The following is a 13868-nucleotide window of genomic DNA, read 5'->3' as shown; positions in this document are numbered from 1 at the left end:
CCCGTCCCGGGTCTTCACCATCGCAAGATCCACCCCTCGCCCCCGGGACCACACCCACCCCCGCGCCCCCGGGAGCCCCTTTATGCGCATGTGTGGGCATCGACGCGGAAACAGTTCAACCTCTTGACGGGAGGCAACCCGAACAGCTCAGCTTAGAGTTCACTAGTTGGACATAGACGGGGTCTCACCGAAGCGGCCCCGCGCGCAGGAGGTCGTCGTGGAGACTCCGGGGTCGCAGTCGTCGCTGCACCGAGCCAACCTGGAGCGGGTCGTACGTGCCGTCCGCCTGGCGGGTTCCCTCACCCAGGCAGAGATCGCGAGGACGACGGGCCTGTCCGCGGCCACGGTCTCCAACATCGTGCGGGAACTCAAGGAAGGCGGCACCGTCGAGGTCACGCCGACGTCGGCGGGCGGCCGCCGGGCGCGCAGCGTGTCCCTGAGCGGAGACGCCGGCATCGTCATCGGCGTGGACTTCGGGCACACGCATTTGCGGGTCGCGATCGGGAATCTCGCCCATCAGGTCCTCGCCGAGGAGTCCGAGCCGCTGGACGTCGACGCCTCCTCCACCCAGGGCTTCGACCGGGCCGAACAGCTGGTCAGCCGCCTGGTCGAGGCGACCGGTGTGGATCGCGCCAAGATCGCCGGAATCGGTCTCGGCGTCCCGGGCCCGATCGACGTCGAGTCCGGAACGCTGGGCTCGACCGCCATCCTGCCCGGCTGGACCGGCACCAAGCCCGCCGAGGAGCTGCGGGAGCGGCTCGGCGTGCCCGTGCACGTGGACAACGACGCCAACCTCGGCGCCCTCGGCGAGATGGTCTGGGGCAGCGGCCGGGGCGTGCGCGACCTGGCCTACATCAAGGTCGCCAGCGGCGTCGGCGCGGGCCTGGTGATCAACGGCAAGATCTACCGCGGTCCGGGCGGCACGGCAGGTGAAATCGGACATATTACACTTGACGAGTCCGGCCCTGTCTGCCGCTGCGGCAACCGGGGCTGCCTGGAGACCTTCGCGGCCGCGCGCTACGTGCTCCCGCTCCTCCAGTCCAGCCACGGCACCGACCTCACCATGGAGGGCGTCGTACGGCTGGCGCGGGAGGGCGATCCGGGCTGCCGTCGGGTGATCGCCGACGTCGGCCGCCACATCGGTAGTGGGGTGGCCAATCTCTGCAACCTGCTGAACCCGAGCCGGGTGGTCCTGGGCGGTGATCTCGCCGAGGCCGGTGAGCTGGTGCTCGGGCCGATCCGGGAGTCCGTCGGCCGCTATGCGATCCCCAGCGCGGCTCGCCAACTCTCCGTTCTCCCCGGGGCACTTGGGGGCCGCGCGGAGGTGCTCGGAGCGCTCGCCCTCGCCCTCAGCGAGATGGGTGATTCCACCCTTTTGGACAGCACGCTCCACGCGGCCGCTCCTGCCTTCACTTAGAGAACGGATGGCACCGTTGCCATCTCGTTAAGGATTTACTTCTTGACGTCGCACGTGTGGCCGAGTTGACTTCCAGCCACCTCGGCCGCAACGACGCGGCCTCGTCAGGGAGGTTTCTGAAGTGAACACGCGTATGCGTCGTGCGGCCGTTGCCATCGCCTCGAGCGCGCTGGCCGTCTCGCTGGCCGCCTGTGGCAGCGCCAAGGAGTCCGGCGGCGACAGCGACAAGGCCACCGGCTCCGCCGCCAAGGGCGACAACATCAAGATCGGCCTGCTGCTGCCGGAGAGCAAGACCGCGCGCTACGAGAAGTTCGACCGCCCGCTGATCGAAGGCAAGATCAAGGAGCTGACGGACAACAAGGCGGAGATCCAGTACAACAACGCCCGCCAGGACGCCAGCCTCCAGGCCCAGCAGATCGACACGATGATCACCAGCAAGGTGGACGTGCTGATCCTGGACGCGGTCGACGCCAAGGCCATCAAGAACTCCGTGCAGAAGGCCGTCGACGCCGGCATCAAGGTCGTCGCGTACGACCGCCTGGCCGAGGGCCCGATCAGCGCCTACACCTCGTTCGACAACGTCGAGGTCGGCCGCACCCAGGGCAAGGCCCTCCTCGAGCAGCTGGGCGACAAGGCCAAGGACAGCCAGATCGTCATGATGAACGGGTCGGTCACCGACCCGAACGCCGCCCAGTTCAAGAAGGGCGCCCACGAGGTCCTCGACGGCAAGGTGAAGATCGGCAAGGAGTACGACACCAAGGAGTGGTCGCCGGACAACGCCAACGCCAACATGGAGGCGGCGATCTCGGCGCTCGGCAAGAAGAAGATCGCCGGTGTCTACTCCGCCAACGACGGCATGGCCGGCGGCATCATCACCGCCCTGAAGGCCGCCGGCATCGGTGACATCCCGGTCACCGGCCAGGACGCCGAACTCGCCGCCGTGCAGCGCATCGTCGCCGGTGAGCAGTTCATGAGCGTCTACAAGCCCTACGCCCCCGAGGCCGAGGCCGCCGCCGAGATGGCCGTCGCGCTCGCCAAGGGCGAGGACCTCGGCTCCATCGCCAAGGACAAGGTCTCCAGCGACAGCGCCAAGGACGTCCCGTCCGTGCTCGTCCCGGTCACCTCGCTGACCAAGGACAACGTGAAGGACACCGTCATCAAGGACGGCGTCTACACCGCCGCCGAGATCTGCACCGGCAAGTACAAGGCCGCCTGCGACAAGCTCGGCATCAAGTAAGCAGCACCGGTCCCGCTCCGGCACCGGGATTCGGCCCGAATCCCGGCACCGGAAGTCCGTACGGGACCGACTGCCCACGACTCGTCCGGCGCCCCGCGCCTCCACAGCCCCGCAAGCTCTCGCGCGGGGCGCCGGACGGAACGTTCCCCCAACTTTCTGCACTACCTTCCGCCGGGTCAGGCGGCGAAGGAGATGGTTCACGTGTCCGCTACGCCCGTGCTGGCGTTGCGCGGGGTCTCCAAGCGGTTCGGTGCCGTCCAGGCGCTCACCGACGTAGAGCTTGAGGTCCACGCCGGTGAAGTGGTCGCCCTGGTCGGCGACAACGGAGCCGGAAAGTCCACGCTGGTCAAGACGATCGCCGGCGTGCACCCCATCGATGAGGGCGCCATCGAATGGGAAGGCAAGACCGTCCAGATCGGCCGGCCGCACGACGCCCAGAACCTGGGCATCGCGACCGTCTACCAGGACCTCGCGCTGTGCGACAACATCGACGTCGTCGGCAACCTGTTCCTGGGCCGTGAGATCAAGCGGCGCGGCATCCTCGACGAGGTCGAGATGGAGCGGCGCGCCCGCGACCTGCTCCAGACCCTGTCGATCCGCATCCCCAGCGTGCGCATCCCGATCGCCTCGCTCTCCGGCGGTCAGCGCCAGACGGTGGCCATCGCCCGCTCGATGCTCGGCGAGCCCAAGCTGGTCATCCTCGACGAGCCCACCGCCGCCCTCGGCGTCGAGCAGACCGCCCAGGTCCTCGACCTGGTCGAGCGGCTGCGCGAGCGCGGCCACGCCGTCATCCTCATCAGCCACAACATGGCCGACGTGAAGGCCGTGGCGGACAAGGTCGCCGTGCTGCGGCTGGGCCGCAACAACGGTGTCTTCGAGGTCAAGACGACCTCGCAGGAAGAGATCATCGCCGCCATCACCGGCGCGACCGACAATGCCGTGACCCGCCGTGCGTCGCGCACCACGAACGGGGAGGTATCCAAGTGAGCATCGAGAAGACCTCCTCGGCGCCGCAGGACGAGCACGCCGTCGAGAACCCCGAGGCCGCCGCCGCTGCGGTGACCGCGGTCGACCCCCGCCTGCTGGTCCGCGAACAGGGCCTGGGCGGCTACGTCACCGAGTTCAAGCGCAAGATGAAGGCCGGTGAGCTCGGCTCCCTCCCGGTCATCCTCGGCCTGGTCATCATCTGCGTCATCTTCCAGAGCCTGAACTCGGCGTTCCTGTCCGCGCAGAACATCAGTGACATCACCGTCACGATGGTCGGCACCGGCATGATCTCCGTCGGCATCGTGTTCGTGCTGCTGCTCGGCGAGATCGACCTCTCGGTCGGCTCCGTCAGCGGCGCGGCCAGCGCCATCGCGGCCGTCCTCGCCGTGAACCAGGGCTGGAACGAGTGGGTGGCGGTGCTGTTCGCCGTCGTCGCCGGCGCGGCCATCGGCGCGCTGCACGGCTTCTTCTTCGCGGTGCTGGGCGCCCCCGCCTTCGCCGTGACCCTGGCCGGCCTGCTGTTCTGGCTCGGCTTCATGCTCAAGATCCTGGGCGAGAACGGCACGATCAACCTCGACAGCGACGGCTTCATCGGCCAGCTGACGACGTACTTCTTCACGGACATCGCCGCCGCCTACGGCCTCGCCGCGGTCGTCGTCGTGGTGTTCTTCGTGAGCTCGTTCCTCGGCAACCGGCGCCGCGAGGCCGCGGGCATCCCGTCCCGGCCGCTCAGCGACCTGCTGCTGCGCACCGGACTGCTCGCGGTGGTCTCCTTCGCCGCGGCCTTCATGTACAACCAGTACAAGGGCCTGCCCCTGGCCACGGTGATCTTCCTGGCCTTCCTGGTGGCCACCGACTTCGTGCTGCGGCGCACCGCGTACGGCCGGAAGATCTTCGCCCTCGGCGGCAGCGTCGAGGCGTCCCGGCGTGCCGGTATCAACGTCACGGCGGTGCGGATCTCGGTCTTCGCCATCTCGGGCGGCTTCGCCGCGATCGGCGGCCTCTTCCTGGCCTCCAAGATCGCCTCGGCCAACCAGAGCGCCGGTACCGGTGACCTGCTGATGAACGCGATCGCCGCGGCCGTGATCGGCGGCACCTCGCTCTTCGGCGGCCGGGGCCGCACCTGGAACGCCCTGCTGGGTGTCCTGGTGATCGTCTCCATCCAGTACGGCCTCCAGCTGGAGTCCATCGCCGAGCCGGTGAAGTACATGATCACCGCGGCGGTCCTGCTCACCACGGTCGTGATCGACTCGATCACGCGCAAGACGCAGAAGACGGCGGGCCGCGCCTAGCCGCACCCGCCCCCGAGTCCTGCGCCCGGCACCAACGGCGGTGCCGGGCGCAGTCGTGTCGTAGCACGGGTGCAAGCTGGGTAGAGCCGAACGCGTGACGTACGACGCACCGCCCCGACACGTTCCGGCAGGGCGGAACATTAGACTCGACAAGCCCGGCAACAGCTCGAACAGCTCTACTGCAAGGAGGCACGGGTGCCGCTGCTGACCCGCATCAGGGGACCGCGCGATCTGGACCGGCTCAGCCTGGAGGAGCTGGACCAGCTGGCAGGCGAGATCCGGACCTTCCTCGTCGACGCGGTCTCCAAGACCGGCGGCCACCTCGGCCCCAACCTCGGCGTGGTGGAGCTCACCATCGCCCTGCACCGGGTCTTCGAATCGCCCAGGGACAAGGTGCTGTGGGACACCGGCCACCAGTCCTACGTGCACAAGCTGCTCACCGGCCGCCAGGACTTCTCCAGGCTCAAGATGAAGGGCGGCCTGTCCGGCTACCCCTCGCAGGCCGAGTCCGAGCACGACGTCATCGAGAACTCCCACGCCTCCACGGTCCTCGGCTGGGCCGACGGCCTGGCCAAGGCGAACCAGCTCCTCAAACGCGACGACCACGTCGTCGCGGTGATCGGCGATGGCGCGCTCACCGGCGGCATGGCCTGGGAGGCGCTGAACAACATCGCCGACGCCAAGGACCGCCCGCTGGTCATCGTCGTCAACGACAACGAGCGCTCCTACGCGCCCACCATCGGCGGCCTCGCCAACCACCTCGCCACCCTGCGCACCACCGACGGCTACGAGCGCTTCCTCGCCCGCACCAAGGAGGTCCTGGAGCGCACTCCGGTCGTCGGACGCCCGCTCTACGACACCCTGCACGGCGCCAAGAAGGGCCTGAAGGACTTCATCGCCCCGCAGGGCATGTTCGAGGACCTGGGCCTGAAGTACGTCGGCCCGATCGACGGCCACGACATCGAGGCCCTGGAGTCCGCCCTCTCCCGCGCCAAGCGCTTCGGCGGGCCCGTCATCGTGCACTGCCTCACCGAGAAGGGCCGCGGCTACCAGCCCGCCCTCCAGGACGAGGCCGACCGCTTCCACGCCGTCGGCAAGATCCACCCGGACACGGGCCTGCCGATCGCCACCTCCGGCGCCGACTGGACCTCCGTCTTCGGCGAGGAGATGGTCCGCCTCGGCGAGGAGCGCGAGGACATCGTCGCCATCACGGCCGCCATGCTCCAGCCGGTCGGCCTGGACAAGTTCGCCAAGCGCTTCCCGGAGCGGGTCTACGACGTCGGCATCGCCGAGCAGCACGGCGCCGTCTCCGCGGCGGGCCTGGCCACCGGCGGACTGCACCCGGTCTTCGCCGTGTACGCGACCTTCCTGAACCGCGCCTTCGACCAGGTGCTCATGGACGTGGCCCTGCACAAGTGCGGCGTCACCTTCGTGCTGGACCGGGCCGGCATCACCGGCACCGACGGCGCCTCCCACAACGGCATGTGGGACATGTCGATCCTCCAGGTCGTCCCCGGGCTGCGCCTGGCCGCGCCGCGCGACGCCGACCAGGTCCGCGCCCAGCTGCGCGAGGCGGTCGAGGTGACGGACGCGCCGACCGTGGTCCGCTTCTCCAAGGGCGCCGTCGGCCCCGCCGTACCGGCCGTGGGCCGCGTCGGCGGCATGGACGTCCTGCGCGAGCCCGGCACCGACCGGCCCGACGTCCTGCTGGTCTCCGTCGGCGCGCTCGCCCCGATGTGCCTGGAGGTGGCCGACCTGCTGGACCGGCAGGGCATCTCCACCACCGTCGTCGACCCGCGCTGGGTCAAGCCCGTCGACGAGGCCCTGGCACCGCTCGCCGACCGGCACCGCGTCGTCGTCACGGTCGAGGACAACTCCCGCGTCGGCGGTGTCGGCTCCGCGATCGCGCAGGCCCTGCGGGACGCCGGCGTCGACGTGCCGCTGCGCGACTTCGGCATCCCGCCGCGCTTCCTCGACCACGCCTCCCGCGCCGAGGTGCTGACCGAGATCGGGCTGACCGCGCCGGACATCGCCCGGCAGGTCACGGGCCTGGTCGCCAAGCTGGACGGCCGGTTCGAGCGGGCCGTCGACCCCGTGGAGAGCGCGCGCGACTGACCACCGCGCGACGGGCACCGCACGACCTCACCGCCGAATGGGCCGGTTCTGCCACTCTTGACAGTGGCGGAACCGGCCCATTGGCGTGATTCACCTCACATCGGGGCATACGGAATAAGCCCTCTCGATCATGTCGAGGACGACAAGCGTGGGAGGTAGGCCCGTGAGCAACACCCTCTTCCGGACGAAGAAGGTCGAGCAGTCCATCCTCGACACCGAGGAGCCAGAACACGCGCTCAAGAAGTCCTTGTCCGCGCTGGATCTGACCGTCTTCGGCGTCGGTGTGATCATCGGCACCGGCATCTTCGTCCTGACCGGAACGGTCGCCAAGAACAACGCCGGCCCCGCCGTGGCCCTGGCCTTCGTCGCGGCCGGCGTCGCGTGCGCGCTGGCCGCGCTCTGCTACGCGGAGTTCGCGTCCACGGTGCCGGTCGCCGGATCCGCGTACACGTTCTCGTACGCCTCCCTCGGGGAACTGCCCGCCTGGATCATCGGCTGGGACCTGGTGCTGGAGTTCGCGCTGGGCACGGCGGTGGTCGCCGTCGGCTGGTCCGGCTACATCCGCTCGCTGCTGGACAACGCGGGCTGGCAGATGCCCGACGCGCTCGGCGGCCGGGACGGGGCGGAGGGCTTCGGCTTCGACATCCTCGCCGCCCTGCTGGTGCTGGTGCTCACCGGCATCCTCGTCCTCGGCATGAAGCTGTCCGCGCGGATCACCTCGCTCGTCGTCGCCATCAAGGTGACCGTGGTCCTCGTCGTCATCGTCGCCGGCGCCTTCTTCATCAAGACCGCCAACTACGACCCGTTCGTCCCGAAGGCGAAGCCCGTGGAGGCGGGCCGGAGTCTCGACTCGCCGCTGATCCAGCTGATGTTCGGCTGGGCGCCGTCCAACTTCGGCGTCATGGGCATCTTCACCGCCGCCTCCGTCGTCTTCTTCGCCTTCATCGGCTTCGACATCGTCGCCACGGCCGCCGAGGAGACCCGCAACCCGCAGCGCGACATGCCGCGCGGCATCCTCGGCTCGCTGCTCATCTGCACGGTGCTGTACGTCGCCGTGTCGATCGTCGTCACCGGCATGCAGAACTACACCCGGCTGTCGGTGGACGCGCCGCTCGCCGACGCGTTCAAGGAGACCGGGCACCCCTGGTTCGCGGGCTTCATCAGCTTCGGCGCCGCGGTCGGCCTGACGACGGTGTGCATGATCCTGCTGCTGGGCCAGACCCGGGTTTTCTTCGCGATGAGCCGCGACGGCCTGCTGCCGCGGTTCTTCTCCCGCGTCCACCCCCGGTACAAGACCCCGCACCGGCCGACCATCCTGCTCGGCGTCGTCATCGCGGTCGTGGCGGGCTTCACCCCGCTGAACGAGCTGGCGGCACTGGTGAACATCGGCACGCTGTTCGCCTTCGTGGTCGTCGCCATCAGCGTGATCATCCTGCGCAGGACCCGGCCCGACCTGCACCGCGCGTTCCGCACGCCGTGGGTGCCGGTCGTCCCGATCCTGTCGGTGTGCGCCTCGCTGTGGCTGATGCTGAACCTGCCCACCGAGACCTGGATCCGCTTCGGCATCTGGATGGCGATCGGCTTCGTCGTGTACTTCGCGTACGGCCGCACCCACAGCCGCCTGGCACGGGGCGAGCGCACGGGCCCCGGCGGGGCGGTGGGACCGTCCGGCGGGGACGCCCGGTAGCGGACCCGTCCGCTCCCCGTCCGCGGCCTCGCACCACCCGCCTCCCGGGCGGGGGCGCGGGGCCGCGGCACGTGCGCCGGGCCCTCCGCGAGCGCCCGCCTACGGGCGCACCGCCCGCGGCCCCGCCACCTCCGCCCCCAGCTCCCGCACCCTCCCGCGCAGTTCCCGGTCGGCCGTCACCACCAGCACCCGGCGCCCGCCCGCCCGGGCGACCACGTCGACCATGTGGTCGTCGCCGCTGCCCGGCGCGGACTCGACCCGCACACCGGGGACGGACGCCACCCCCCGCGCCGCGCCCTCCACCACCAGGACGATCTCCACCGGGCCGGCGTGCCCCGGCACCCCCTCCGCCGCCAGCCGGTCCCGCAGCCGCTCCGCCGCCCCTCTGCGGTCCCGCCACCAGCCGTCGGGCACCGACCCGACGACGTTCGCGGCGTCGACGACGACGAGCAGGGCACCGGTGTCATCCATGCGGCCAGGTTGCCACGGCCGTCCGCGGACCGGCGGGGCCGGGCCCGGAGCGCGTCGGGGCCCCGCATACAGTGAACGGGTGATCGGCGACTGGCTCCTGCGCGGCCGCGACGGCCGCCTCACCGTGTACCTGCCGTCCGACGACGCCGTGCTGTGCCGGGCCGAACGCGGCCCCGCCGGCCCCTGGGAGGCAGCCCGCAGGATCGGCGGCGAGCAGCGGCTGCACCGGGGAGCGGCCGTCGGCCAGGGCGCCGACGGCTACGCCCACCTGGTCGCCTGGCGGCCCACCGTGCCTGGCGAGTCGGGCCTCGTGCACTCCACGCACTTCCGGCCGCTCCTCGCGCCTCTGGACTGGACCCCGGTCGGCCACCCCGACAAGAAGGGCGACAGGACCGGGCGGCCCGCGGTCGCGGTCGACGCCCAGGGCCGCGCGCACCTCTTCGTCCGCAACCGGGCCGGCGGGGTGAGCATGCGCGCGCAGCAGGAGAAGGGCGGCTGGGGACCCTGGCGGGACCTGGGGGGAGCGGACGTCCAGGACGGGCTCGCGGCCGTGGCGGGGGAGTCCGGCCTGGTCGAGCTGTACGCCGCCGTCCCCGGCGGGCTGCTGCGCTGGCGGCAGGAGGAGCCGGGCGCGGTGCCGGTCCTGGAGGACCGGATCGAGACACCGGTCCGGCCCGGCACCCTGCGGGCGCTCGCCACCTCCCGGGACCGCACCACGCTGTACTTCACGGACGGCTCCGGCGACCTGTGCGCCTGGCGCCCCGGCGACAAGCCGGTGTCCCTGCTGGCCGCCGCAGGACCGGGCCCGGTGGCCGCCGTGCGCTGCGTCATCGAGGGCCACGACTGCACCCTGCTCGCCCAGCGCTCGGCGAGCGGACGGGTCGCCTTCGCCGCGTATCCGACGGAGCGGGAGCCGGCCGGCGCCTGGTGGACCGAGTCCGGTCCCGCCCTGCCGTCCGACGCCGGGGTGGCCCTGGCGCTGGACCGGGACGGGCGCGTGGTCGCCGCCACGCTGTCCCCGTCGTCCGGCCGCCTGCTGCTCGCCCGCCGCAAGGAGGAGCCGGGGCTGGCGCTGACGGCCTGGCGGGAGGTGTGACGCGCGGGCGCGCAAGGCGCCCGCGGAGCCGCCCGTGAGCCGCGCCGGCGCACACGCGAAGAGGGCCCCCGCCGGTGGCGGGAGCCCTCTTCGCGCGCTCAGCCGGTCACGCCGGCACCGAGGCCACGCCCGGGGCGAGGAACGGCTTGCCGTTCACCCGCTCGGAGACGCCCTCGCGGTCCAGGTACGGCGTGATGCCGCCCAGGTGGAAGGGCCAGCCGGCGCCCGTGATCAGGCACAGGTCGACGTCCTGGGCCTCGGCGACGACGCCCTCGTCGAGCATCAGGCCGATCTCCTGCGCCACCGCGTCCAGGACGCGGGCGCGGACCTGCTCCTCGGTCAGGACGGTGTCGCCCTGCTTCAGCAGCGCGGCGACCTCCGGGTCCAGCTCCGGCTTGCCGCTGTCGTAGACGTAGAAGCCGCGCTTGCCCGCCTCGACGACCGCCTTGAGGTTCGGGGAGACCGTGAAACGGTCCGGGAACGCGCGGTTGAGCGTCTCGGAGACGTGCAGGCCGATCGCCGGGCCCACCAGCTCCAGCAGGACCAGCGGGGACATCGGCAGGCCCAGCGGCTCGACCGCCTTCTCGGCGACCTCGACCGGGGTGCCCTCGTCGATGACGTTCTGGATCTCGCCCATGAAGCGGGTCAGGATGCGGTTGACGACGAACGCCGGGGCGTCCTTCACCAGCACCGCGGTCTTCTTCAGCTTCTTGGCCACCGCGAAGGCGGTCGCGAGGGAGGCGTCGTCCGTCTTCTCGCCGCGCACGATCTCCAGCAGCGGCAGGACCGCGACCGGGTTGAAGAAGTGGAAGCCGACGACCCGCTCGGGGTGCCGCAGCTTCGACGCCATCTCCGACACCGACAGGGAGGAGGTGTTCGTCGCCAGGACGGCGTGCGCCGGGGCGACCGCCTCGACCTCCGCGAACACCTGCTGCTTGACGCCCATCTCCTCGAACACCGCTTCGATGATGAAGTCGGCGTCCGCGAAGCCCTCGGCCTTGTCCAGGACACCGGTCACCAGCGCCTTGAGGCGGTTGGCCTTGTCCTGGTTGATGCGGCCCTTGCCGAGCAGCTTGTCGATCTCGGCGTGGACGTAGCCCACGCCCTTGTCGATGCGCTCCTGGTCGATGTCCGTGAGGACGACCGGGACCTCCAGGCGGCGCAGGAAGAGCAGCGCGAGCTGGGAGGCCATCAGACCGGCGCCGACGACACCGACCTTGGTGACCGGGCGGGCCAGGCTCTTGTCCGGGGCGCCCGCGGGGCGCTTGCCGCGCTTCTGCACCAGGTTGAAGGCGTAGATGCCGGCGCGCAGCTCGCCGCCCATGATCAGGTCGGCGAGCGCCTTGTCCTCGGCGTCGTAGCCCTGCTGGAGGTCGCCGTTCTTGGCGGCGGCGATGATGTCCAGGGCGCGGTAGGCGGCCGGGGCGGCGCCGTGCACCTTGGAGTCGGCGACGAAGCGGCCCTTGGCGACGGCCTGGTCCCAGCCTTCGCCGCGGTCGATCACCGGGCGCTCGACGACGATCTCGCCCTTGAGGACGGACGCGGTCCAGATGAGGGACTGCTCCAGGAAGTCCGCGCCCTCGAACAGCGCGTCGGCGATGCCGAGCTCGTAGACCTGCTTGCCCTTGAGCTGCTTGTTCTGGTTGAGGCTGTTCTCGATGATCACCGAGACGGCCTTCTCGGCGCCGATCAGGTTCGGCAGCAGGGTGCAGCCGCCCCAGCCGGGGACCAGGCCGAGGAAGACCTCGGGCAGGGAGAACGCCGGGACGGCCGCGGAGACCGTGCGGTAGGTGCAGTGCAGGCCGACCTCGACGCCGCCGCCCATGGCCGCGCCGTTGTAGTACGCGAAGGTCGGCACCGCGAGGCCCGCGAGGCGCTTGAAGACGTCGTGGCCGCCCTTGCCGATGGCGTAGGCGTGGTCCCACTCCTTCAGCAGCTCGACGCCCTTGAGGTCGGCGCCGACGGCGAAGATGAACGGCTTGCCGGTGATGCCGACGCCGACGATCTCGCCGTCCGCCGCCTCCTTCTCGACCTGGTCGACGGCGGCGTTCAGGTTCGCCAGCGACTGGGGGCCGAAGGTGGTCGGCTTGGTGTGGTCGTGCCCGTTGTCCAGGGTGATCAGGGCGAAGCGCCCGGCGCCCAGGGGCAGGTCGAAGTGGCGTACGTGCGCCTGGGTGACGACCTCGTCGGGGAACAGCTCGGCCGCGCCCTTGAGGAGTTCAGCGGTGGTGCTCACTTGTTGCCTCCGTCGAAGTGCGGGTTCTCCCAGATGACCGTCGCGCCCATGCCGAAGCCGACGCACATCGTGGTCAGGCCGTAGCGGACGTGCGGCTGCTCCTCGAACTGGCGGGCCAGCTGCGTCATCAGGCGGACGCCGGAGGAGGCCAGCGGATGGCCGAAGGCGATGGCGCCGCCGTACTGGTTGACGCGCTCGTCGTCGTCGGCGATGCCGTAGTGGTCGAGGAAGGCCAGGACCTGGACGGCGAAGGCCTCGTTGATCTCGAACAGGCCGATGTCGGAGATGGACAGCCCCGCCTGCGCGAGGGCCTTCTCGGTGGCCGGGATCGGGCCGTAGCCCATGACCTCCGGCTCGACGCCCGCGAAGGAGTAGGAGACCAGACGCATCTTGACCGGGAGGTCGTGGGCGCGGGCGAAGTCCTCGGAGGCGATCAGCGAGGCGGTGGCGCCGTCGTTCAGACCGGCCGCGTTGCCCGCGGTGACCCGGCCGTGCACGCGGAACGGCGTCTTCAGGCCCTGCAGGTTCTCCAGGGTGGTGCCCGGGCGCATCGGCTCGTCGGCGGTGACCAGGCCCCAGCCGGTCTCGCCGCCCTCCGGGTTGGTGCGGCGCACCGAGACCGGCACCAGGTCGGCCTGGATCTTGCCGTTGGCGTACGCCTTGGCGGCCTTCTCCTGGGAGCGGACCGCGTACTCGTCGGCGCGCAGCTTGGTGATCTGCGGGTAGCGGTCGTGCAGGTTCTCGGCGGTCATGCCCATGAAGAGGGCGGACTCGTCGACCAGCTTCTCGGAGACGAACCGCGGGTTCGGGTCGACGCCCTCGCCCATCGGGTGGCGGCCCATGTGCTCGACACCGCCGGCGATGGCGATGTCGTACGCGCCGAAGGCGACGGAGCCCGCGACCGTGGTGACGGCGGTCAGGGCGCCGGCGCACATGCGGTCGATGGAGTAGCCCGGGACGGACTGGGGGAGACCGGCGAGGATGCCCGCCGTGCGGCCGATGGTCAGGCCCTGGTCGCCGATCTGCGTGGTCGCGGCGATGGCGACCTCGTCGATCTGCTTCGGGTCGAGGCCGGGGTTGCGGCGCAGCAGCTCCCGGATCGCCTTGACGACGAGGTCGTCGGCGCGGGTCTCGTGGTAGATGCCCTTCGGGCCCGCCTTGCCGAACGGGGTGCGGACGCCGTCGACGAAGACGACGTCCCTGACGGTACGAGGCACGATGGCTCTCCTCCAGGGTGCGGGGTGGCACTGCTGCGGCGCGCATGCACTGAGCGCGCGCTCAGGCCCATGCTACTTGTGGGTAACGTAGCTGCCCAGTCCCCTCGCCCCAA

General features: G+C 70.8%; 10 protein-coding genes. 7 read left to right on the top strand and 3 right to left on the bottom strand.

Going from position 1 to position 13868, the window contains the following annotated elements; translation table 11 throughout:
• Positions 1 to 217 precede the first annotated feature (217 nt).
• From ACIF8T_RS15050 to ACIF8T_RS15025, 6 genes are all read left to right on the top strand, one after another.
• On the top strand, positions 218 to 1417 hold the full coding sequence (locus ACIF8T_RS15050) for an ROK family transcriptional regulator (protein ID WP_400035004.1): 1200 nt from the start codon (positions 218 to 220) through the stop codon (positions 1415 to 1417).
• Between the two features lie 133 nt (positions 1418 to 1550).
• On the top strand, positions 1551 to 2654 hold the full coding sequence (locus tag ACIF8T_RS15045; protein WP_400035329.1) for a sugar ABC transporter substrate-binding protein: 1104 nt from the start codon (positions 1551 to 1553) through the stop codon (positions 2652 to 2654).
• Between the two features lie 192 nt (positions 2655 to 2846).
• Positions 2847 to 3641 (top strand): ATP-binding cassette domain-containing protein, encoded by a 795-nt coding sequence (locus ACIF8T_RS15040; protein WP_400035002.1) that lies wholly within the window; start codon positions 2847 to 2849, stop codon positions 3639 to 3641.
• Positions 3638 to 4933, top strand: a complete 1296-nt coding sequence (locus tag ACIF8T_RS15035; protein WP_400035000.1) for a sugar ABC transporter permease — start codon at positions 3638 to 3640, stop codon at positions 4931 to 4933. The genes ACIF8T_RS15040 and ACIF8T_RS15035 overlap by 4 nt, the downstream gene beginning before the upstream one ends.
• A 195-nt stretch (positions 4934 to 5128) precedes the next feature.
• Positions 5129 to 7048, top strand: a complete 1920-nt coding sequence (gene dxs, locus ACIF8T_RS15030) for a 1-deoxy-D-xylulose-5-phosphate synthase (protein ID WP_400034998.1) — start codon at positions 5129 to 5131, stop codon at positions 7046 to 7048.
• Between the two features lie 163 nt (positions 7049 to 7211).
• Positions 7212 to 8735 (top strand): amino acid permease, encoded by a 1524-nt coding sequence (locus tag ACIF8T_RS15025; protein ID WP_400034996.1) that lies wholly within the window; start codon positions 7212 to 7214, stop codon positions 8733 to 8735.
• 99 nt (positions 8736 to 8834) lie between these two features.
• On the opposite strand, the gene ACIF8T_RS15020 is transcribed toward ACIF8T_RS15025, so the two are convergent.
• The gene (locus ACIF8T_RS15020) at positions 8835 to 9206 is read right to left on the bottom strand and encodes an NTP pyrophosphohydrolase (RefSeq protein WP_400034994.1); all 372 of its coding nucleotides are present in this window, start codon (positions 9204 to 9206) and stop codon (positions 8835 to 8837) included.
• Positions 9207 to 9285: 79 nt separating this feature from the next.
• Here ACIF8T_RS15020 and ACIF8T_RS15015 point away from each other — a divergent pair, with 79 nt between their 5' ends.
• Positions 9286 to 10302: a hypothetical protein gene (locus ACIF8T_RS15015; RefSeq protein WP_400034992.1), complete on the top strand. Its 1017-nt coding sequence runs from the start codon at positions 9286 to 9288 to the stop codon at positions 10300 to 10302.
• Between the two features lie 106 nt (positions 10303 to 10408).
• Here ACIF8T_RS15015 and ACIF8T_RS15010 read toward each other — a convergent pair whose 3' ends face one another.
• Together ACIF8T_RS15010 and ACIF8T_RS15005 are read right to left on the bottom strand one after the other, a co-directional pair.
• Positions 10409 to 12538, bottom strand: a complete 2130-nt coding sequence (locus tag ACIF8T_RS15010; protein WP_400034990.1) for a 3-hydroxyacyl-CoA dehydrogenase NAD-binding domain-containing protein — start codon at positions 12536 to 12538, stop codon at positions 10409 to 10411.
• Entirely contained in the window at positions 12535 to 13755 is a 1221-nt protein-coding gene (locus ACIF8T_RS15005; protein ID WP_400034988.1) for a thiolase family protein, read from the bottom strand. The genes ACIF8T_RS15010 and ACIF8T_RS15005 overlap by 4 nt, the downstream gene beginning before the upstream one ends.
• Positions 13756 to 13868 lie beyond the last annotated feature (113 nt).

Source organism: Streptomyces sp. NPDC085946 (assembly GCF_044540485.1).
Taxonomy (GTDB): domain Bacteria; phylum Actinomycetota; class Actinomycetes; order Streptomycetales; family Streptomycetaceae; genus Streptomyces.
Note: the sequence above shows the minus strand (reverse complement) of the source record. Positions and strands in the feature narration are given on the sequence as shown.